The sequence below is a fragment of the Bradyrhizobium sp. SBR1B genome (assembly GCF_014198205.1).
Lineage (GTDB): Bacteria > Pseudomonadota > Alphaproteobacteria > Rhizobiales > Xanthobacteraceae > Bradyrhizobium.
Genome location: NZ_JACIHC010000040.1, coordinates 1 through 21,578 on the forward strand (window position 1 = coordinate 1; position 21,578 = coordinate 21,578).

The window sequence follows — 21,578 nt, forward strand, 5'->3', positions numbered from 1 at the left end:
GGGTGAACCGGTTCGTGTTCCTCAACCTTCCAATACTTCAGCCTCGGGGACCATCTCGGCTTAACGGCTTCGCCTCAATCCCCTTTACCTGCGGGCTACGTCACCCTGCCAGTTGACGACAGGTCACCGCCGCTTGGGCTCATGTCCCCTCACAGCAGGGAACAAGTCATTTTTTTTCAGTCCTCCTTTCTCTTTTGCATTCCAGTCATACGCTTCCCCAACTGAGGGGCGAGGCGCACCATAGGTGAAGTCGGAGAGCCAGAGAGCGTTCGGCCTTGGCGCCTTGAACTGGCGGTTGACGTGATCCAGCGGGCATGGCGCGGCCTTGTCGCTGATCGTGGTCTTGACCGGTTTGCCGCGGATCACCCCTTGCAAACCCATATCCCGCATCAGGCGCGATACTGTGCAACGGGCAACATCAAAGCCTTCCCGCTTGAGCTTGCGCCAGACCTTGCGCGCGCCGTAGACGGAGAAGTTCTGATCGAACACCCGCCGAACCTCGATCTTCAGGGTGGCATCCTGCCTGGCGCGTGCCGACAGCCTGGCCGGATCGCGCCGCTTGGCCACATGGGCGTGGTAAGTCGACGGGGCGATCGGCAAGACCTTGCAGATCGGCTCGACCCCATGCGTCCCACGGTGATCGTCGATGAAGGCGATCATGGCTTGGACCGGCGGTCGAGCTCCGCCAGCGCAAAATAAGCGCTTGCCTTGCGCAGGATCTCGTTGGCCTGCCGAAGCTCACGGTTCTCCCGCTCGAGCGCCTTCAGCTTCTCGGCCAAGTCGGTCGGGACGCCGGCCCGCTGCCGGCTGTCGACCTCGGCCTTCTTGACCCAGTCATGCAGCGTCTGCGGCGTGCAGCCGATCTTGGCCGCAATCGAGGTCACCGCCGCCCAGCGCGACGGGTGCTCGCCGGCGTGATCCAGAACCATCCGAACCGCACGGGCCCGGACCTCGGGGGAAAACTTATTCGTCGTCTTGCTTGTCATGGCTCCATCCTCTCAGGAGTTGGAGCCTCCGGCAAACCCGGGGCGGTTCACTGCGAACATTGCTTAGTGGGTTTGGCGCTTCTGGGATGAACCTGGAGAACCAAATTGCCCTCGCCGTATGATAGTAACGAATTACGCTCGGGAGCGTTTGTAAGGTTGACGGATGTCAGCCTAAACTGGGGACTGGCTTCTGAGCTGGTGTGCGCCTACCCGATTCCGCTTCCGATGGTACAGCTCAACGTGATCGGGCTCGCTGGCATGCCTACGCGTGCCGCGAATAGCAAACGCGAGCATCCGTCCGAGGACACCGCTACCAGCCGCGTTCCGGGGAAAAAGTGCTTCGGGAGTCGGGCGGATGCTCAGTTGTGAGCACCGTCATATCGTGCTCGGATCGAAATCGCGAGGTGTCCATTCCTCTCCGGGCTCTAGGTCAGCTAGGTCAACTACATGGCCCGTGCCTTCAACCGTCCACCCTCCCATCTTGGCTGCCCCCTCGTAGGTTGCCATGCGTCGAGAGATAACCACTTCATCCGTCGCGATGTTGTAGAGCTTCACTTTGTAAACGGTGGTCCTGGCCATCTCTATTTCCATTTGCTCTTGATCTGCGTCGTGGGCATCTCCGGCCAGATGGATCAGCACTAAGTTGCCCCGCCTGGGCAGTCCCGCAAGCCGGTCGAGGATGTGCTGCGGGGCTCCTTCTTTGATTTCTACGCCGTATGCGTAAACCAGCCCATCGTCGTTGGCGATCTCATTTATCGTATACTCGATCTCGTTTAGTTCGTCGGGCGTGAGGTCAAGGGCCGCGGCAATCGCCTCGGCTTCCTCGCGGTCGTACTCATCGTCAAGCTGCCCGCTTCTCATTGCGCACCCCTGATCCAAATGCCGTTTCCTAAAGATCAACTTCGTCTGCATCGACTGCCAGCATATGCTTCAACGCCTTTACATAATGAGTGAGCGGTGAGATTCGATCGAGTATCCTGGGCGGTGCTCGCGACGGTGGCTTTTGGCAAGGCGTTATTCTCAGCGAGTGGGAATCAGTTCACGTCTCGAAGGTAATTCAGTATGCTGTTGCACGCATTCTCGGCCTCGGCGAAGCTTTGGAGCGGTGCGCCGAGAATCCTGATCGAGCCACGGCTCTGGTCAAGCGGACGCCACGAGGCGACGTAGCCCAACCTTCCGCGGAAGCCACGACCGGTCGGGCTCTGGAAGCTGATCACGAACGAATAGCCGTCGCTGCTCGCACTCCATATTTCCAGGTCTTCGGAAGCGCGATGGAATTGCAGAGGCATCAGGCTCCGTTCGCCTGGTCAACCCGAGGACGAAATGCTTCGGTCGAATGACGTGACGGGTCAATACACGGCAGCTCTCGTCGGAAAATTGCCTTTCCTCGTCAAGCCATGGCATAGATCTGGAATTCCTAGCAGCTCGGCTTATCCGGTCTAGCCAAGGTTTGTAGCGCCAAGAGGGGCATGCGGCGCCTACTAGGATTGGCGGTTGCCCAAACAATTAGCTGCGCCAGGGACACGACCTCGTGCGAAGCAAATGAGCTTCAAAAATGCACTTAACTTCGCGAGTTGTAACAGCAAGCGCGTGCTCACCTACCAGGACTAGTTGTTGATTACGGCGAAGGAGGCATGCCAACTGCTAACGAAGCCGACGCTGGTCAAAGCGTCGGAGTACCAACAAAAATTCATCAGGCTGCCGGTTGAAAACGCGAGGTTCGGTCGTTTGATGCGAAGCTCCTCGCATGCCTGCTTTCAGCGCGCCGGTGGCCGCACGTGCGGGTCGGCTTTAAGACATGCATGTCGTAAGCTGGACAGTCCGAACGCGATGATCATGCCGCAACACGCCGCGTGGCGAACAAACTCCAGCAATAGGCCATCGCGGCGAGAGCTGATGGCTCGCAGTTCGAACTCCTGGTGTAGCTGCCGACAGAATTCCTTGCGGCCGGCCGCTCTTCCGGGGGATCCGGACTAACGGGAAATTCCCGCTGCATGGCCATCTCAGGTCGTCCGCCGTGCCGGGTGAATTCTAATGGCGCCAAAATCTCACTGGCAGAGGCCCCCGGGAGCTTCGGCTATGCCAACGTATAGCTTTCCAGCGAACGGTTCGCCTGCCATTTCTCTTTGTGGCCGATGCGATGACTGGGGCAGGCAAGCACCTTAGAAGGCCACGGTCTGGGCGGATAGCAATCTTCTCCAGAACACCTGAAGTCGCAGCTACGAGGTTGAATTGAAGTTGAGTAGCGGCTCTCGGCGTTGGACCAAACGAGAAGACGAACTGCTGCGCGAGCTTGTTGATGTGGGCGCACCCGTGAAATCTATTTGCAAAACACTCAATAGATGGAGGCAGAGCTTCGCAGGCGCGGCTACTACATTGGCTTACCGAGGAAATGGTTTAAGCGAACGGAAGCCCTATGACGCTGAAGCAGCTCGGCAGCCGCAGTTTTGCACGATCCTCGCGGAAAGATGAGCGCAGTCTTCCCAACAGACCCGTTTCAGCACATTGCGGATGTTTCCACGCTGCCCGTCGCGGTGAGACCCGACGTGCCGCGCACCACTGCGATTGCTTCTCTCCTGCTTCAAGAAGCGCTTTGAGCGGACGGTTCTGATTTGCGCCACCTGCAGATTCTTGTAGTTGACTGCTCGTGTTCTCCGGGGTTGAGTCGCTCTCGAGCTGACCTTATTCCAGTCGCCGGCTTAATCACAAATGGCAGTATGGAGAGCAGGGCAATGTCTCCGCTAAAGCAATTGCCAATTGGCTGGAATCGCTAGAGTTGGACATGCATCTTGAGGTCGCTGGCTTCGCGGCATTCTGTATATTTGAGCGGGCTGATGCTCTCACGCTACGCGGATCGGACCAGCTCGAAGCTCTTCATCGATGGCTGAACGAGCCGGGCCTACTATCATACATCGCCGCAGACCGTGCCTTATCCTTTCGAACATGCTTCGGTAGCTTTGTCGATGATAGAATGACCAACCCAACTGAGGAGCTAGTTTGCAATATTCTTAAAGAAGCGAAGCGCAACGGGAAGTTCGCGGCTTCGCGCAAGGCGCAAAGGATGCTCGCGCTTCTCCCGGCTCGGAAAGAGAGTTGGGAACGTGTTGTGAGATCCTGGAATGAACTGGCTGTGACTTGTCTAACAAACGAGGCTGTACGGAGTTGGAGCTCCGCCAGCACGTGTATTGGCTTGAAGGTTATTCCAAGTAGTGGCGTTCCGATTGTTCCGCTCAGGTCGCCTCATCGAGGCACCGGTTAGTTCTGCCTTGCCGGCACTATCTCAGATGCCGCTCTGTCAGTGACTATCGTAAGCGCGTCGCTCCAGTTCTGCGTCGATGTTCGCAATGACCTTCCAAACCTCGCGCCAATCACCGGTCTAGCATGTGCCAACACGTCGATTTCGGGCGGACTCTAACTCCTTCTGGAGGAAATACTCAGTGGCAGGTCACGCCACATCGCAGTCGCCGAGCGTTTCCGTCGGCTGGTTCGGTCGATATTGCATTCCATGCGAGGCTGCAGGCAACTTCACGCTCGCGTCGACAGCCCGCTCGTGAGCGCCTCGGCTCGATGCATGCCTGGACAGTGTGATAGCTTAATGGCGTGTCAGACATTTTGTGCAAGCCTGGGCTGGTCGCGTTGGTCGCCTATGCACGGATCAAGTAGCCAAGTTCACCCTACACATGGCCTGATCATATCCTTCAATGCATCCAAGATCGTTGAGTGAACTTCACGCTGCTCCTTGAGCGGGGCGGCTCTAACGGATGTCTGCTTCTCTCTCCCGATCGAGCGCTACCAGATAAGGCAGGTATGACTATGTTGAAGGTGGTGGTACCCTCTGAAGCTTGCTGATTGAAACTGAGCGGCGAGCCACTCAGCACGTAGAAATCCTTTCCGGGAGATATCGGATGACCGCGACTATACACGAAGACGAGAAACGCGAACGGCGAACACGTGGGCTCGAACTGGCCGAGGCGTCACCCCCTGGAGCAGGCGGCGCGACTGATCATCTTGGAGAAAAGGCCGCAGCCGCATCGCGCGTTTCATTTACGTTTCCGGAATGGGAAAAATCACTTGAAGCGACAAGGCACTTCTTCGCCGCGTCACTGAATGACACATTAAAATTGGTTGCCTCCTCTCTGCACGACCAGGCTGCTTTTCTGAAAGCTCTTGCAGACTCGAAAACCCCGTCTGAGCTTCTGAAGTGCCACCTGGATTTTGCGGAGCAATCTTGGTCGAAATCGTTCAGCGAAGGCTCAAAGATATTGGATCGTTTGAAACACGTCCATCGGCTTGCGGTAAGTTAAACAATCGGCCACGCGTGAAATAGGGCCGACGGCGCGCTATTCCCTCCGGACTCCAATCCCGAACTGAATCCCGACCGGTCTCGTAGGAATTGTCGCCATGCTCCATAAGTCGCCGCCGACCCCGAACAACAATGGATATAGGAACCACCTGCTCGGGGAAGCAAAAATGATCGATAGGCGCGTGCTTTGGTTTTGCCTCGGACTTGGCCTCTGTGTCGGCCTGGCGTATGGTTCATTTTGCCGGGTGGGCTGGCCGGTAAGAGCGATGGTGTTCGTACCAGCGACAATCCGCTTATCGACAAGGTCAAATCAACCTGGCGAGCGCAGGATGGTGAGACAGCGGAGCAAATCTTTTCCAAGGTCTCGAAGGTAGCACACTTCATCCCCAGGGGATGGGAGGTTGGTCAAAAGACCCACTCGTGTCATTCGGCCTGCAATATTGGCTCTGACGCAATTTTGGTGCAGCTTACTCATTCAGCACCTATCAGTCTGGCCTGCAGCAAATCGATTTTGCCGCGACCGTATATTTGACGTCTGACGAGCTTGAGGCGAGTGATCTGTCCTTCGGTTTGTCCGTTCGACCAGGGCGACGTGATTGCCGCTCGAACCGCCGCTTCATCCTTCACGACGCCGCTCGCGAAGGAGGAGACAAGACTAGCGCGAGCCCGGTCGATCCAAGGGTGAGGCCCGCCTCGGCCTTGCGCCGGATCATCAAGTGGAATTCGGCGATAATTTCGCGCGCCTCGACCAGGTTCGGTACGCCAGCTTCGATCGCCGCCACCGTGAGGGTCTCCGCTTTCGTGAGCAAATCCCGCCCGATTGTCATGAGGCGCGCGATCGTTCTGGCCGACGGAATCCGCTGAAGGTTCTGTGCGTCGGCCTTTTCAGCCCGTCGTCTGCGCGTCGCCCATTCGCTGATGACGCGGAGCGAGCCTCGGAAGCCACGGGGCGGACCATACATACTTTTTCAAGAGGTCCTTCAACGCCGCATTGTCCAGCATGGAGTCGGCCAGCAACCGTTTCAGCCGCGTGTTCTCGTCCTCCAGCGTCTTCAGCCGCTTGGCCTCCGACACCTCCAGCCCACCGAACTTGGCCTTCCATTTGTAGATGCTGGCGTCGCTGACGCCATGCTTGCGGCAAAGATCGGCGACCGACACGCCGGCCTCATGTTCCTTCAAAATCCCGATGATCTGTTCTTCCGTAAAGCGGCTGCGCTTCATGCTCTGGTCCTTGCCGTGGGCCAGAACGAACTTCAAACTGGATTAAGCCCGAGGGGCAAGGTCAACCAATCCAAAGTCGGAAGTGAGCAAAGAACTATCTTTGTAGCGCGGCCCGCGGATAATGTGTTCTTGAATAGGTTTCGGTCGAGGGTGCCCTCAGCGATGCAGCACGTTTGGATGCTGCTTCGTCCCGCTACCAGCTTTATTCTCGCACGGTATCGGCTAGACGCCACGATCCGCAAGGTTGTGCAAAGGCGGAGCAGGGAGCGTCAAGACGTCGACTGTCTAACAAAGGCGAGCCGCGGTGTCCGGTCGCTGGCAGCCTTGGCTTCTATCGGACAAAGATGTGCAGTGGAACGAAGCGACGGAAGTTGCTTTGCTTTCTTTGTCTCTCCATTGACCCCGTGCCTGGCACCAGCTTTGCATAGACAGAGAGATGGGAACGTGGCGGCAAGTCCCCCGTTTGGCAGAACGTCCTACAAGCTACGGTTTGTTGGGTCACAACTTGACCCGGTAGCGGGCAGTTCACCGGATTAAATACGAGATCGATCGGCAATCCGGCAGCAGGGCGATGAATTAGCATTACGGGGCGTCGTCTACTCTAGAACAGAGGAGGTAAGGCCATGTCTAGTTCGTTTAAACGCTCCAACCCAACCGAGTCAATGGAAGCGCAAAGTGAAGAGCTCGAGCAGGCGCTCTCCCGCGGCCCATTTTTAGCCCAAGCTGATTGCATGATAGAGCCAGGTGCCAGGACCACTAACATTCTACAAATGGCGTGGACAGTGCGGTGCAAGCGCAGCTGCGAAACGATCTTTATGCGCCTGCCCGAACTCTTGGCAAGCGGCGAACGTCTGACCAAAGATCTACGGCGCCTTCGCGAGGATGGACAGCTTGGCGCTTGCTGGCGCGAATACATCCGCGATGCCAGCGAGCGCGCGATATTGGTAATTGATCTGCTACGAGAAAGCGGTGACCTCTTCCTTGAACATGAGGCGGCAGGCTGTCCAACCGTTCTTTTCTACGAATACGAAACGATCATGGATGGACGGGACCTTCCCGTAAAATCCAACTATCGATTGCTACGAATCATACCGACCCAAGATGTTGCCGTGGACAACGCCCGCGCGCGGCCATTTGTGATTATCCCTCCGCGTGCAGGGCACACTGCGGGTGTCGGCGTCCACGCGCCAGATAGTCAGGTCGGTGTCGCGTTGCGCGAAGGTCATCCTGTTTATCTCGTCGACTTCCGCCGGAAGCCGGAACAGAACCAACACCTTTCCTATGTTGCCTACGCCGAAGCGGCTTTCGTTCGAGAAGTTGCGCGCCGGCATCCACGCGCCCCTCTTCCGGTCGTTGTAGGCAACTGCCAAGCGGGCTGGGCGACTCTCGTTATGGCCGCAACGAACCCTGACTTGACAGGACCTATTGTCATCAATGGATCGCCGGTAACGGCTGTGTCGGGAAACCTCGGCGACAGTACTTTCCGCTACGTTGCTGGCATATTCGGCGGAGTCTGGATTCCGATGCTTCTATGCGACCTTGGCAAGGGCATGTTTGATGGGGCGCATCTCATACACAATTTCCAGCTGCTCAATCCCGAGCGCCAGTTTCTAAAATACGCCGGGCTTTTCCGCGACGTGGACAAGGAGCGCGAAAGCTTCCTTGCCACGGAGAAGTGGTGGAGCAGTTTCTGCCTGCTGCACGAAAACGAGATCTGCTGGATTCTGGAAAACCTGTTCATCGGCAACCGGCTCGGCAAAAACAAGGCCTATCTCGGATCGGAGCGTCAGCACGTTGATCTCAAGCAGATCCGGGCACCGATCGTCCTGTTTGCCAGCCATGGCGACAACGTTACGCCGCCCCAGCAGGCTCTGAATTGGATCACAGACATGTATGACAGCGAGGAGGAAATACGCGCTCGCGGTCAACGCATTGTCTATATGGTGCACGATGACATCGGGCATCTCGGCATCTTCGTCTCTTCCAGAGTTGTCAATAGAGAGTTCAGGCAAGTTGCAACCACACTTGAGTCAATCGAAGCGTTGATGCCTGGGCTCTACGAAATGCGCGTCAAGGATGTTGAGGAACATGATGGAAGAAAGAGCTTCAACGTTGAACTAGTCGAGCGGCACTTCAAGGACATCTATGCATTAAACGATAACTATCGCGACGAGTTTCCTTTTGAGGCGGTCGACCGTACATCTGAACTTCACGCGCAGATTTATCACACCATCGTGCGCCCCTTTGTCCGAGCTGCCGTAACGACCTTCACAGCCGAAGCTGGTCGAAGCGTTCACCCTGAACGCCTGTCCCGGTCGCTCATCTCTTCGCGAAATCCATTGCTGTCTGGCTTCAAGGTCATTAGCCCGCAGGTTCGTCAGTCTAGAGCAACGGCCAGAGTGGATAATCCCTTCCTGTTCGCGGAAGCGCTGTATGTGCAGCATATCGCTCAGGCGATCATCTTCTGGCGCGAGCTGCGCGACATGGTGTATGAGTTGATGTTTCACAGCGTGTGGAACAGTCCCCTGCAGCGCTACTTTGGTAGTCGCCGAGAGGTGGTTCCGAGGCAAATGACGCTCGAGGAATTGCGGTTGCGTCCGGACGTTCAGGCTGCGCTTAAAATGATCGCGACCGGGGGATTCATCGAGGCCGTCATCCGCATGATGGCGCTGCTTGTGAGCGATCGCGGCGCTATTCGTCGCGACCGTTTAGATCGCTGGTCACGCGTCCTGACGCAGAACGAGCCTTTCCGCTCTGTACGCTCTGAACGTCTGACGTCAATCACGCGCCAGCAGACTATCATCGCGACCTTGGAACGGGAGCAAGCTATCAATACGCTGCCGCTGCTGCTTGGAGATTCCGAAGAGCGGCGACGCGCTTACCTGGTCGCATGCTATGTTCCCGGTCGTATTGCGGAAATGTCGCCGAGCACGATAGACCTCCTATTGCGGTTTGCTCAGGTGCTTGAGCAGCCTCCAATCACTGGCAATGTTACTGAAAATCCGTTGGGCGGAAACGGCGGCTGAGTAAAGGGCCGATGAATGGCGCGAGGATGACCGTCAGCTTGCGCGTAACTAATCGTCCGTGAAGAATGCGGATTGACCTGATAAATAAGCAGAATTGGTCTTGATGTAATATTCGATTTTGCAGGAAAGCGGGGTGTTGGACCTCGCTTTCTCGCGTTTTAGGTTTTGCTTTTGGGCGATTCGTGATTCCCTGACGGCGTCGTCGACATTGGGGAATGCGATGAGCAAGCCGCGGGATGATCGCCACAAAGACCTGTTGCTTCCGGCGCTTGATCAGATCATCGACATGGGGCATCCGCTGGTGCGGTTGGCAGCGCTGATCGACTGGACGGTCCTGACCGAGCGCTTCAGTTCCGTGTGCCAGGCAGGGTCAGGGCAGCCGGGCTTGCCGACACGGCTGGTCGCGGGCCTGTTCATTCTGAAGCACATGCACAACCTGTCGGATGAAGCGCTGTGCGCTCGCTGGATCGAGAACCCCTATTACCAGCACTTCTGCGGCGAATTGAGCTTCCGCCACGGGTTGCCGTTCGCCCGATCGTCGATGACACGCTGGCGGCAGCGGCTCGGCGAGGAGCAACTTGTCGCGCTGATCCAGGAAAGTCTGTCGGTGGCTCACAATGCCGGCGCCATCGGTGCAAAGGACCTGGAACGGGTGGTCGTCGATACCACGGTGCAGCCGAAGGCGGTTGCGCATCCGACCGACGCGCGGCTGATGCATCGAGCAATCATCAAGCTGGTTACCTCGCCAGGCGCAACCGTGTGCCGCTGCGCCAGAGCTATCTGCGCCTGGCCAAGCGCGCCGCCATCATGGTTGGCTGCTATACCCACGCCCACCAGTTCAAACGTGCCCGGCGGCAGCTCAAGTTCCTGCGGACACGGCTTGGCCGGATCATCCGCGACTTCCGCCGCAAGATTGAAGGTGATGCCGGGGCTGGAAGCTCGCTTCGGTCCGTTGCTCGGTTTAGCGCAGCAGGTGCGGAGCCAGGATCAGCATCAGCGCGGTCCAAAGGTTTATGCGTTGCACGCCCCGGAGGTCGAGTGCATCCGCAAGGGTAAGGCCCGCGCCCTACGAGTTCGGCTGCAAGGTCAGCATCGCCACCCCTGTGACGTCTCCGAAGGGCGGCTAGTTCGTGCTCCACGCCAAGGCCCTTCACGGCAATCCCTTCGATGGGCACACGCTCGGCCCCGGGATCGCCGATATGGAGAAGCTCATCGGCGTGGAGGCTCGCCGTAAACACGTCGACAAAGGGTATCGCGGCCACAATCACCCGCATAGGTTCAGAGTCTGGATCTCGGGTCAGGTCCGCCGCGTCACAGCTACCATCCGTCGCGAAATGAAGCGTCGCGCGGCTGTCGAGCGCGTCATCGGCCACCTCAAGGCCGAGCACCGCATGGACCGCAACTATTTCAAGGGACGCCTCGGCGACCGCATCAACGCTGTCCTCGCCGCTGCCGGCTACAACTTCGGCCTGCTCCTGCGATGGCTCGCAGAGCTCTTGCGTGCCATCATCCGAGCATCCTTCGACACCGTCCCAGCACCAAATATCGCTTGAGCCCAGCACTGCGACGGTTCTTCACGAGCGACGACATACATTGGGAAGGATCGTCCCGCGAAGCCCCAGGATGCGGCGACCAATGTCGACCGCGTAGACGACCATGCTCCCGGCAAACAACCTCCGCACCAAAAAGGCGCTTGCAAATCCCGCTATTAGACGACGGTCTTACGCTTAGTCGTCATCTGGCGATAGCTTCTTCGTCAGCTTACCGACAGGCAAGTGCTTCAGAGGTTTCAACGTAGCTTCGAAAACCGCTTCGGCTTGCACCGCTCCTACGAGGCAGAGCCCTTGTGTCGATGCAATAGAGTTTCTTAGCCATTACTGCTTACGCCGCCATGCCAAAGGCCGCAGCCTTTTCCATGCTGTGCGGCAGCCGTGGAGGGACACCAGCGCGGCATAGGTAGAAAAAAAGCAACGGTTCTTTCATAACGGTTGGCGTAGACGGCGTTGATGGTCTTGGGTGTCATGGCGATGGACGGCGGACATTCTCCCTTGGGTCGACGCCTAGAAGTCTTCCCGCCACGGGCGCGCTCGGCAGCCTTCTCTTCCCTTGCTTGTTTCAATGCAGCGAATTAGGACCCGAGCTTGCGTCGCTGTAACGGCCCATCGGTGGGCACGCCGAGAGCCCGCCGCAGAACTCTATCGATCACTGTTACTTGGAGTTGCGGTTTCCGAGAGGATGTCAATGGCCTCGAGTTTGGCGTCATACTCCTCGTATGTGCCGAGCACGGGTTCGCCAAGTGGCAAATTGTGCACGGGATCGATAATCGAGGGGGAGTCGTAAGTTAGGGAGATGGGCCCAGTAAAGCGAACTTCTTCGCCAAGTTCGTCGGGTCGCCACGATCGCTCGGTGCACCATTTGACGAGCTGCGTGACTGCGCCCTTCCCGCGCTCATTGATGGGGGGCAGATGCCGAACCGAGTAGAAATACGTCCGCGCAGGAAACATCTGTTGCGAACTCGGGCTCATGCGCTGGTCCGGTTGAGCGGTAAGGGTCAGCAGACGCTTGCCAGCTGGACGCTCGAGCGTACCCTGAATTAGGCCACCTTCTCTAATCAGAGTGATGCTTCAGGAATTCACGTTCGTGATCCCGGCGGTGAGACCGGCTTTTACATTCCTTACATTTACGTGACAACGAATGATGCGGCGCTCGCCTCGGGACGAGAGGTTCTCGGTGCTCCAAAAAAGCTGGCACACTTGCGGAACGCTGAGCGGCAGACGGAGCGTCCGCGGCGTATTCGCTGTCCGGAGCGATGCCGAAGCGGCCGATATGTAGTCCTGGCCTACGACGCCGCCAGGATCCGCCTTGTCGTCCAGGAGCGGCCAGGTCCGGATGCCGCCGGGAGCAGCAGCGCCGTGGGCTGCGTTCATGTATTGGAGCCCACCACGTTCAGGCCACCCGCTCCGCTGAAGGTCAGCGTGTCGTGTGTGTTCAGCACATTATCCCAGCTGCTGCCGCGAGTCGTCACGATCTGCGAGCCGTTCGAAAACGCGCCATCGGAAGACGAAGAAGTCACGAGCCCGTTGAGGAAAGGGTTCTGCGGATTACCGTACTCAACCGTCTGCCTGCCGCCTGGCGGTAGCGCTGCCGCGACGATCGGTCCGGACTGGTTCGGGTCCGAGCCGACGCGCGTGATGAGCAACACCGTAAGCGTCAGGCCGCTTTGATTGACGAGTTTTTTGGAGGCCATCTGTAATCTCCATTATATGACACCGATGTCCCGGCATTCCGCCGAGATGCGCGACCGAGATTTAGCCAGGATACCTAAGCTTGTTGAGTTAGGCGCCTGCCAAAGCTTGTAGGCTCCCTAACCATTCAATAACCTCATGGCCTGCACCACCATAGATGTAGATCATGCGGTGCTTCGGTGTGAGCGCGCCAGCACGAAGGTGACCCGAGCGCCAGCAGCAAGGGCCATCCAAACTCCTGATCCTCTAGACCGCTCGCGTCTCAGGAAGCGCTGTCCCTACCACGCGCCACCAACTTCGGTAGCCAGCCTCCTCGGATTGGCAAAGCTGACCAGCTCGCTTCCCAAGCTGATATCTTACAGAGTCTTTGGCACTTTCAGGATTGTTTGCCACTACTCATTGCGATGCACTGTAGTCCTCTCGAGAGCAGTTCGTCTTCTCGTTTGGTCCAGCGAGGAGAGCCCGCCAAGGAGGACAAATCCGGCTGGTCATCGTTTCTGCGGCATCTCGTCGATGACGGCTTCTTCTAGAATGAAGGAGCTTTGAATGAACGATGGGAATGCCATGACCATCTCGCCCAGGTGATCTGGAATCCGAGCCTCATCAATTTGGATCACCTGACCCACGCGGCGACGTTTCCGGACGATCCCATTGGACGCGACGCGGTGATCCAGTGGCCGGTTGGCGTGAACATGCAACTCAACTGACACACGACAAAGCATTCCTATGCGGCGCTCGAGTCAATTTCCGAGAACCGCGTATATCTCTCTCCGGAGAGCGCAGGCGTCTTCACCCGTAGCTTCCTACGGTTCTCGCACGGTAGGATTGTGCGAAGCCATGCTCGAGCGACCATTTCAATCAGTTTTCGCATTCGAAGGCGGCATCAACGGCCGGCAGATCGAATTCATCTCCTCTGATGATACCTAACCCATAGTCGGCCGAAGACAGTGGAGCAGGCCGGTAAGCTGGTTGAGAGCGACGAGGGCTGCTGATTTTCGATCCATTGGGAACGCCACGCAACACGGCGATCCAGAAGTACCTGAATGCCAAAAAGGTGCCGCAGCTGTTCGTGTCGACAGGCGCCGCCAAGTGGAACGATCCGAAGAACTATTCATGGACAATGGGATGGCAGCCAAGCTAACAAGTCGAGGCGCGGATCTATGCAAAATACAATCTGCAGGAGCGACATTATTGGATCAGGCGCTTTCCGTTCGCCGACTTGTCAGATGTCAATCCCTTTCAGTTGCTTGCGGAAGAAGTCCCAGGAGCCAAGGCGAACATAGACAAGTACTTCCTCGCGATGGTCGCTAGGCCGGCGTCGGCGGGTGTAATGGAATTTCTTCTCGCGGACAGCACGGACTCGGGGAGGGGTGGGCACAGTGAGGACCTGCAGGATCTGAGGTGTCAAATTGCCGAGTGTAGCCCTGAATTCGGGATTCGTGGCTGGTGGATGGGAAAAGCCAGGCTGTTGATACGAAGCAGAGCGATCCATACGGAGGCAGTCCGACAACTGATAAGGTTGCATACGAAACCTTATCAGTCGAGGCACGGGTAGCTCGCGACTGCGGCACTTCTCAAACTCGCAAACTAGGGGGAGCTCCTGGGATTTCGCTGGGTTGCAGGCTCGGGCTTCTTGGACTGGGCCTCCAAGGCAACGCCGCGTCTTACTCCGGCATGAACGAACAACCTGTGCTCGTCGCGAACTTGAAGAGGCAACGCTCTCATCCACGCGAGGTGCTCCGCTGGAAGATCGGAGGGGTCGTCCATGCCGTAGGCATCCAGCGTGTGTTCGCCGCCGTTCGCCCACCACTGAATGAGCTCGGCATCGGCGCGGCTCCGATCCGCGGGGCGGCAAAGCATATGGTCGTGATTCCTCATGATGCAGCGGAATCGCGACGGGACGCTGGGGGGATGGTTCATTTTCAATGAGCGCAAACTGTGACTTGTCTATCGGGTTCTGACAGCTGGGCATGTAGGAAATTAACTTGCGGATTTCACGTAGGTAAGCCACGGCTTGTTCAGTGCTGCCTTTGCTTTGACGAGAAGTTCTTTGAAACCCGCATGGTCGTGGCCAACAATGCTTTCAACGAGAAGCAACGTTACGTAGGTCCGTGTTTCCTGTGTTCCGAGCGCCGGGATCCGGAACGGCACCTGGATCAGCTTCTCCAGGTAATTCCGCGCGTAGGGCAGCGGCCCCGATGAAACCGGCAAGTCTGGAAAGTGCTGACGAACTGCGTATTCGATCATGCCTTCATCCGCGCCGATGATGAACGCGGTCTTGGGCACAAAAAGAAAGAGCCGGATCGCTGCTTCCAGCGTTTCGATTGCGGTCGATGGTAAGCACCGATCAAGGTCGTCGATCATGACGACAAGCTGTTCGATCTTCGCCTCATCGAGCAATTCGCGGAATTCTTCGCGGAACTCGTGAATTGCTTCCGGGACGTTCTTCTCTTCGTTTCCGTCGTCCGGTTTCAAATACGTTGCGGCCTCCTCAAGGCCGCTTTTCAACTGATCGGGCGAGACCGAGCCGAGACCGGTGATTGTCGACTGAATTGTGGAAGGGACGGATCTGATCGGGTGAAGGCAATCCCGTAGCGAAATTAAAAGCGACTCCGCCGCCTTTCTTGGCGATCTTCAGCCAATCGATCCGCTTCAGCAGTTTCTTGCCAAGCTCCTTGACCTTGCCCATGCTTGACCGCTGACGCACCAATTCGGTAATCGTCGCTTCGATCAGGACGGTCTTGGCGTCGTCAAAGCCCTGAAACGCCCAGCCGTTGAACCACAGACACGCGACTTGCCCGCACTCGACAAGCCGGTCTGCACCATCTTCAGGATGCTAGATTTACTGGTGGCCTCGGTGGTCAATGCCGAGGGGTTCCGTGAGATCCTCGGCATCTGTGAGGACGCCAAGGAGGACAAATCCGGCTGGTCATCGTTTCTGCGGCATCTCGTCGATCGCGGTCTCAGGGGCGTGCAGCTGGTGGTTTCCGATGCGTGCCGAGGTCTTGTCGAAAGCGTTGCGGATTCTCTGCCGGAGGCCCACTATCAATGCTGCATGGTGCATTTTATCGCAATGTCTTCAGCCACGTGCCGTCGACCCGGGTCCGCGAGGTCAGCCACATGCTCAAGGCCATTCATGCCCAGGAGAGCCGCGCCGCGGCCGACGAGAAAGCCAGGACCGTCATCGCGGATCTGCGGGCCAGCCGTATGGCCAAAGCTGCTCATCTCGTCGAGCAGGCGGTTCACGAGACGCTCGCCTGCTATACCTTTCGAACAATCCGCTCGAGCGCATCATAAAGGAGATCCGGCGACGAACCCGTGTCGTCGGCGCCTTCCCCGACGGTCAATCCTGTCTCAACTTAGCGGCGGCCCGGCTGCGGCACATTGCCGGAACGGCGTGGTCGACCAAATATGAACATGAGACCGCTCTATCAGCCACAACTCTCTGAAACCGGAGCCGTCGCCTGATCAAAAGTGTGAAAGATTCTGGACGGTACCCGCGGCTCTGGTGACGACCCGATCATTTGCCCCGCAGCATGTGCCTGACCGAATGCCGTCAGCCCTCTGGCTTCGACAAGGACAGCGTCGCCCACTCCTGCTTCACCGACGAACTACCCACACGTGGAGCCCATGAAGAAGCAGTTTGATTTCCACCGTTGAAATCGTTAGGTGGGCTCGAGAATCGAGTAGTATTCTCGATCCTAATACCACGCAGCCCTGGCCAAGGCGACTTTCCATCATGAGAAATTCGCGTCGAAGGATTTGGTCCCTACTGGTCATACTTTCGATTTTTGGTGCAGTAGGCGCGATATGGGGCTGTAGACGATGGCATGCGGCACAAGAGCCACCGGATGCGCGGCTTGCGCTCGATGCGCACTACCCAGGCATGCCGCCGGATGCGCATCATCGATATCTTAATCTTCCGGTGGATTATACCGATGGAAGCAGCGGACGCTTTCGCGCGTTCTATGTGCTCAGCCCTAACTTCAATCCCAAAGGTCCTGTTGTTTTTTTTCTGACGGACGGACAGATGGAATTGGTAGGCCCGGAAATGGATTTGTCCTTCTTTGATGAGCAGCTTCCCGGGGTATCCTATGTGCTGATCGGCCACCGCGGCCATAGCCCCACGCTTTTCCCCGAGGTCTATCCAAACGGGAAGCTGGATCTGCGCCGCGCAATGAACCTTTATGGCTCCTGGCAGCGCGTCGAGGATATCGAATGCGTAAGGCAGGACATGGTGGCAGCGAAACTGCTGCCCTCAGACGGGCGCATCATGGTTTTCGGAGCCTCAGGCGCGGGCGTGCTTGCGCAGCAGTATCTACACCGATATGGAGAACACGTGACCCGGACGTTGCTGGCCGCCACGGGAGCGCCGGACTTGGCCCGTCAGCACGGATGGACCTACGCCCGCAATTTCGTTGAGCTCGATCCGGAAGCCGCAGCCTCCCTGTCGGAGATTGCACGGCTTGAGAATGGCACGCGAGCAAGCTTGGCTTATATGGTTTTTCAACTCGGGCGACAAGGACAGTCGGGCTTGGCCACGCTTCATAAGATCATTCACGGAGAGCTGAGCCACAACCCGTTGCCGTATGCTTGGTATCAGCTGCGCCCGAGCCTGAGCTGGGCGCTCCGCCGCACTCTGCTAAGCCTGCCTGCCGCTGATGCCGCCAAAGTGCGGATGTACGAGCTACTTGGAAGCGATCTACAGCATGCAGCGTCCTTATATGGCTATGACATCCCGCTCTATCTCTGGTCCAGGGAAGTCCTGAGGAATTTCCTGCATCAGCATGCGCCCTTGCCGAATCTGCACTTGGATCGGGGTCGTTATCGGGGGGAGGTTTTGGTAATCGCGGGAAAGGACGATGTAGTCTTCTCTCCGGCAATAGGTAAAGCCATCGCGCTGGCCTATTCTAGGGCTTTTTTCCTATTGGTTCGAGGTGGCCATCGACTGGAACTAGATCAGGAGTACCAGCGTGCCGTTCGCCGAGCCTTCTTTCTGCATGGGCTACAGGCACGCGACACGGCGTCGCTCCTGGACTCTCCTCCCCCCGCCCCCGCAGAGGAGCGTGGGCAGCCACAATAAGGAAGCGATTTCGTGCGCTTGTTCCAGCCGAGCGGATATCTTCGAGCATGTGAGGCACTGACGACTCCGCCGCTTCCGATAATTCGCTCCAAACGCACCACCGTAGTTCCGTCGGGCTCCACAGCTAGTCCGCTCGCGCCCGCGGCAGCTCGCGCGCCTGTAAGCAGAGATGGTTGGAAGACAGGTTGATCTGCATCAAAGACTCTCAATCTAAGGGTGAGTAAAGTTATTGCGCGGAGTGGAATATTCTGATGGAGAGTAGAAATGAAGACGATCGAAGAGCGCGGGGTTGTCAAGGGCGGAGACGCCGAACTCGGGACGCTGCTTAAGCAGTACGAGTCGGAAAAGTTGATCCAGGAGATGCAGACCCTGATCAAGAAGAAAGGTCTCAAAGTTGATCTCGTCCCTGGTCAAGGGGCGCGGGCGTTTGACGAGCCCGTACTCGCGGCAGGCTGCGATAGCTGCACCGTCTGTCCCTGCATGATCTGCTGGTAGGCCGAGCCAATGGGGTGGGGCCATCCGGGTGCAATCGCATCCAGATGGTGCCCCGCCAGACTCCGGTCAGCTCCCCCGAGGGTGCGAGAGAGGAGTGCTATGACAAAGCTATCCATTGAGCCAGATCAATTTGTCGCAGTGCGCCGGGACTTCATCTTCACACAAGATGGGAATCGGCCGATTCTCTACCCCCTCGACTACATCAATACGCACATCCATTTCCTAACTCCGGTCCAGGGGTTCGCCCTGTCACTACTGGACGGAGTCTCGCGATTTTGGGAGATTGAGTTCTTCTTCCATCGCCTATTCCCAAAGGCCGCGGCTGGGATCCTCGTCGAGACGCTCTCCAGTATCGACGCTTTGGTGCGCGCAAGCGTATCCCCCGTGGGCATCGGTGCTAACGGCATTCTGGAGATTGCCCATGCCCCGATTACCGAGGCGATCCGCTTCGACCCGCGCAGCTTCGTCATCGATCCGCAGGCATATTCGCGTGTGATGCATGGGGTGAAGACTCGATTTCGTCTTAAGGCACCGATCAACCTCTACACGGTCTTCACCCATCGCTGTCAAACCGACTGCCTTTATTGCTACGCCGACCGACGCATTAAAGCGGGTAAGGAAATGCGTGTTGAACGTTGGCGCGAACTGATCGAGGAGGCTGCCGCTATGGGGGTGCGCATGTGCTCACCTGACAACGGTGACACCTTCGTGCGGCGGGACGGGATCGACTTTCTCAATCTCCTGGTCGAGCACAAGATGCTGTTCCTCCTGTCGACGAAAGCGTGTCTGGACCGCGACGCGGTCGCGCGGTTAGTCGACGCCGGTTTCAAGGAGAAGATAAACGGTATAATCGAGCGGCCCGTGCAGCTTAGCTTCGATGCCGCCGACGAGGATGTGAATATGCGCGTGCTGAACGTCAAGAAACCCCGCACGCAACTAACGGCTCGAACCTTCGAGAGCTTCATGGCTTTCGGCATACAGCCCATCATCAAGGCAGTTATTACTGGATTAAATGTAAATCAACCAAAGAAGATCGTTGATTTCTTCTACCCTTGTGGCGCTCGAACTTTCAGCTTCGTGCGCTATGCGCGCTCGTTCCACCGCCACAGTGACGATCTCTTCGTTACCGGGGCACATCACGCAACGCTTGCTCGCGAGTTTGAGGCAATCCGAGCCAAGTATCCGGACATTAGGATAAACGAAAATCTATCGAGGGCCCCAACGTCTGCTGGAGAGCTGTCGCCGCAGCGCAAGCGGCAGATCTGGAGCCAGCGGATCGGCTGTGGCGGAGGGTGGCACGCGCTCGGCATCGGTCCCGACGGCGGCGCCTTCCTCTGCGAGCAGATGGCCTACGAGGAGCCGTTCCTGGTCGGCGACGCCCGTCACCAATCGTTGCGCGAAATCTGGACGGGCTCCCGATTGCTCAACTTTATCCATCCTAGCCGCGAGCGGTTCGCCGGGTCCCGTTGCGAGAGCTGTCCTTCCTTCGACACCTGCATGTGGGAGAAGGGCCGCTGTTACCGGGACGCCTATTTCTCTTATGGATCCGTTCACACCACGCCGCCGTTGTGTCCTTTCAACGACAAGCCAGGCGTGCGGCTCAGCTAAGGGGAGCGCCACGAGCATGACTGCTACGCGGAAGTGGAAACCGTCGAGCTTCAACATCCCCCTCCGTGAGTCTGATGACACGACTCTCCTGTTCAACGCGAGGAACGGCCAGACGCTTGAATTGGATAAGACCGGCTGGACCATCGTCCAAAGGTGTCTCGACAGCCTGGAGCACGAGGACGCCACCCCGGATCGCGAGCTTGTGAGATGTCTCACGACGCTTGGCTTCGTGGTGCCGGCCGAACTGGACGAGTTTGGAGAAGAGGAGGAGCGGCTGCGTCACAGCAAGGCCGACGAATCACGCCTGTTTGTGACCATCGCGCCGACGATGTCTTGCAACCAGCACTGCAGCTACTGCTTTCAACGCAATACGCCCAAGACGAAGGTCATGTCGGAAGAGATGCAGCAGGCGACTATCGAGTTCGTCCGTCGCAAGCTGGCCAACAGCCGTCAACTGGTCGTCCAGTGGTTCGGCGGCGAGCCACTGATCGCCTATGCCTCGATCACCTCGATGACGCGCGCATTCAAGGCGATCTGCGCCGACGTCGGGATCGACTACTATGCGGAGATGCTGACCAATGGCGTCCTGTTGACGCCGGAAAGGGTGGTCGCCCTGCCCGAGCTCGGTATCAAGGCGCTGCAGATTTCCCTCGATGGCATGCCCGAGACCTATTCTGCGCGGCGCCAAGTCCCGATGGCGGCGGCGGCGGCCCATTACCGGTTCTTGGCCGAGCACTTGCCGGACATCGTCGAGGCCACCGGGTCCCTCACGATCCGCATCAACGTGGATCGGGAAAACATCGAAGAGGCCGAATATGTCGTCCGCTTCTTCAAAAGCCACGGCGTGGTCGATCACCGCATCGATTTCCGTCTCGGTTTCATCAACACCAGCCGAGGTCTGCTGGATTGCGTCCCGCACGACTGTTTCACCAACGCAGAGTTCGCCAAGGAGGAGCTGACGTTCCGTCGCTTCCTAGAGTCGGAGGGCTACATGGTGTACGGCATGCCGCGGCCCAAGCGCTATCCTTGCACCGCGGTTGTGCGCAATTCGTTCACGATTGATCCACACGGCAACCTCGGCAAGTGCATCCCCGCTGTGGGCACTTCCCACTCGACATTCGCGCGCATTCTGACGGACGATATCGATAGAACAATGCGGGACGTGACAACCGCCGAGATGCCATATAGGCGCTTCAATCCCTTTCACAGCGAAGAGTGCAGTGGCTGCTGCATGATGCCAGCGTGCTTGGGCTCGTGCCCCAAGCACCACGCCGGGGGGCATCGCGTGGTGGCCTGCAGCATGCGCGAGGCACTCGTCGATAAGATCACGTTTTATCACCGGTTTCATGAGCGGCGGCTCAAGACCCACGCGCAGGCCTAGATGTTTGAACGCTGGTTTTTCAGGTGGCGGATTAAGAATAACCAACTCGCCCGGCGAGGACTCTTCTTCGCAATGATCGCAGCGAATGTCTTCTTGCATGGGAGTGTAGCCAATTTCGGCACAACCGAAAACAAATGACGATCGGTTCTTAGTCGCCTAAACGGCTGGCATGTCGAACGGTCCTCATTGGCACACTACTCCCCACTGGCCGCGCGGTCTCTCCAAGCTCT

13 protein-coding genes, 8 pseudogenes and 1 other annotated feature are annotated in these 21,578 nt (G+C 57.7%); of the genes and pseudogenes, 12 read left to right on the forward strand and 9 right to left on the reverse strand.

What is annotated here, in order from left to right; genetic code table 11:
- Window positions 1-240: 240 nt before the first annotated feature.
- The 3 genes and pseudogenes from GGD61_RS38800 to GGD61_RS38810 all read right to left on the reverse strand — a co-directional run.
- Window positions 241-986 (reverse strand): annotated as a pseudogene (locus tag GGD61_RS38800) (IS3 family transposase); the annotation flags it as partial.
- Window positions 586-702: a sequence feature (AL1L pseudoknot), on the reverse strand. Its footprint overlaps the pseudogene before it by 117 nt.
- A gap of 375 nt (window positions 987-1,361) precedes the next feature.
- Window positions 1,362-1,847: a hypothetical protein gene (locus GGD61_RS38805; RefSeq protein WP_183232386.1), complete on the reverse strand. Its 486-nt coding sequence runs from the start codon at window positions 1,845-1,847 to the stop codon at window positions 1,362-1,364.
- Window positions 1,848-2,020: 173 nt separating this feature from the next.
- Window positions 2,021-2,275: a hypothetical protein gene (locus tag GGD61_RS38810; protein WP_183232387.1), complete on the reverse strand. Its 255-nt coding sequence runs from the start codon at window positions 2,273-2,275 to the stop codon at window positions 2,021-2,023.
- Window positions 2,276-4,891: 2,616 nt separating this feature from the next.
- On the opposite strand from GGD61_RS38810, the gene GGD61_RS38815 reads away from it, so the two are divergent.
- The gene (locus tag GGD61_RS38815; protein WP_183232388.1) at window positions 4,892-5,290 is read left to right on the forward strand and encodes a phasin family protein; all 399 of its coding nucleotides are present in this window, start codon (window positions 4,892-4,894) and stop codon (window positions 5,288-5,290) included.
- A gap of 470 nt (window positions 5,291-5,760) precedes the next feature.
- Here GGD61_RS38815 and GGD61_RS38820 read toward each other — a convergent pair.
- Window positions 5,761-6,236: pseudogene (locus tag GGD61_RS38820) on the reverse strand (transposase); the annotation flags it as partial.
- A 10-nt stretch (window positions 6,237-6,246) separates the two neighbouring features.
- Window positions 6,247-6,510, reverse strand: a pseudogene (locus GGD61_RS38825) (transposase); the annotation flags it as partial.
- A 623-nt stretch (window positions 6,511-7,133) separates the two neighbouring features.
- On the opposite strand from GGD61_RS38825, the gene GGD61_RS38830 reads away from it, so the two are divergent.
- Window positions 7,134-9,536 (forward strand): DUF3141 domain-containing protein, encoded by a 2,403-nt coding sequence (locus GGD61_RS38830; RefSeq protein ID WP_183232389.1) that lies wholly within the window; start codon window positions 7,134-7,136, stop codon window positions 9,534-9,536.
- A 220-nt stretch (window positions 9,537-9,756) separates the two neighbouring features.
- Window positions 9,757-11,089 (forward strand): annotated as a pseudogene (locus GGD61_RS38835) (IS5 family transposase).
- A gap of 642 nt (window positions 11,090-11,731) precedes the next feature.
- Here the strand turns inward: GGD61_RS38835 and GGD61_RS38840 are convergent.
- Entirely contained in the window at window positions 11,732-12,157 is a 426-nt protein-coding gene (locus GGD61_RS38840; protein ID WP_312012844.1) for an acetoacetate decarboxylase family protein, read from the reverse strand.
- 9 nt (window positions 12,158-12,166) lie between these two features.
- Between GGD61_RS38840 and GGD61_RS41370 the strand changes: the two are divergent.
- Window positions 12,167-12,289: pseudogene (locus GGD61_RS41370) on the forward strand (acetoacetate decarboxylase family protein); the annotation flags it as partial.
- Between the two features lie 170 nt (window positions 12,290-12,459).
- Here GGD61_RS41370 and GGD61_RS38850 read toward each other — a convergent pair.
- On the reverse strand, window positions 12,460-12,783 hold the full coding sequence (locus tag GGD61_RS38850) for a hypothetical protein (protein WP_183232390.1): 324 nt from the start codon (window positions 12,781-12,783) through the stop codon (window positions 12,460-12,462).
- A gap of 627 nt (window positions 12,784-13,410) precedes the next feature.
- Here GGD61_RS38850 and GGD61_RS41070 point away from each other — a divergent pair.
- The 3 genes and pseudogenes from GGD61_RS41070 to GGD61_RS41815 form a co-directional block, all read left to right on the forward strand.
- Window positions 13,411-13,629 (forward strand): annotated as a pseudogene (locus tag GGD61_RS41070) (glyoxalase); the annotation flags it as partial.
- Window positions 13,568-13,919 (forward strand): annotated as a pseudogene (locus tag GGD61_RS41075) (ABC transporter substrate-binding protein); the annotation flags it as partial. The pseudogenes GGD61_RS41070 and GGD61_RS41075, both read left to right, overlap by 62 nt.
- Window positions 13,920-13,955: 36 nt before the next feature.
- The gene (locus GGD61_RS41815; protein ID WP_210311347.1) at window positions 13,956-14,336 is read left to right on the forward strand and encodes a CDP-diacylglycerol diphosphatase; all 381 of its coding nucleotides are present in this window, start codon (window positions 13,956-13,958) and stop codon (window positions 14,334-14,336) included.
- 425 nt (window positions 14,337-14,761) lie between these two features.
- Here GGD61_RS41815 and GGD61_RS38865 read toward each other — a convergent pair whose 3' ends face one another.
- Both GGD61_RS38865 and GGD61_RS40280 read right to left on the reverse strand, forming a co-directional pair.
- A complete protein-coding gene (locus GGD61_RS38865) occupies window positions 14,762-15,289 on the reverse strand; it encodes a P-loop NTPase fold protein (protein ID WP_210311345.1) in 528 nt (175 codons plus the stop codon).
- The gene (locus GGD61_RS40280; protein WP_210311346.1) at window positions 15,273-15,470 is read right to left on the reverse strand and encodes a hypothetical protein; all 198 of its coding nucleotides are present in this window, start codon (window positions 15,468-15,470) and stop codon (window positions 15,273-15,275) included. Before GGD61_RS40280 ends, GGD61_RS38865 begins: the two co-directional genes overlap by 17 nt.
- 144 nt (window positions 15,471-15,614) lie before the next feature.
- Here GGD61_RS40280 and GGD61_RS38870 point away from each other — a divergent pair.
- The 5 genes and pseudogenes from GGD61_RS38870 (at window position 15,615) to GGD61_RS38890 (ending at window position 21,348) form a co-directional block, all read left to right on the forward strand.
- Window positions 15,615-16,230 (forward strand): annotated as a pseudogene (locus tag GGD61_RS38870) (transposase).
- A gap of 290 nt (window positions 16,231-16,520) precedes the next feature.
- Window positions 16,521-17,864 (forward strand): hypothetical protein, encoded by a 1,344-nt coding sequence (locus GGD61_RS38875; RefSeq protein ID WP_246786189.1) that lies wholly within the window; start codon window positions 16,521-16,523, stop codon window positions 17,862-17,864.
- Between the two features lie 264 nt (window positions 17,865-18,128).
- Window positions 18,129-18,359, forward strand: a complete 231-nt coding sequence (locus tag GGD61_RS38880; RefSeq protein ID WP_183232396.1) for a hypothetical protein — start codon at window positions 18,129-18,131, stop codon at window positions 18,357-18,359.
- Between the two features lie 99 nt (window positions 18,360-18,458).
- Complete coding sequence (locus GGD61_RS38885; protein WP_183232392.1) at window positions 18,459-19,967, forward strand: radical SAM/SPASM domain-containing protein; 1,509 nt, start codon at window positions 18,459-18,461, stop codon at window positions 19,965-19,967.
- A 16-nt stretch (window positions 19,968-19,983) separates the two neighbouring features.
- Window positions 19,984-21,348: a radical SAM/SPASM domain-containing protein gene (locus tag GGD61_RS38890; protein WP_183232393.1), complete on the forward strand. Its 1,365-nt coding sequence runs from the start codon at window positions 19,984-19,986 to the stop codon at window positions 21,346-21,348.
- The last annotated feature ends 230 nt before the right edge of the window (window positions 21,349-21,578 follow it).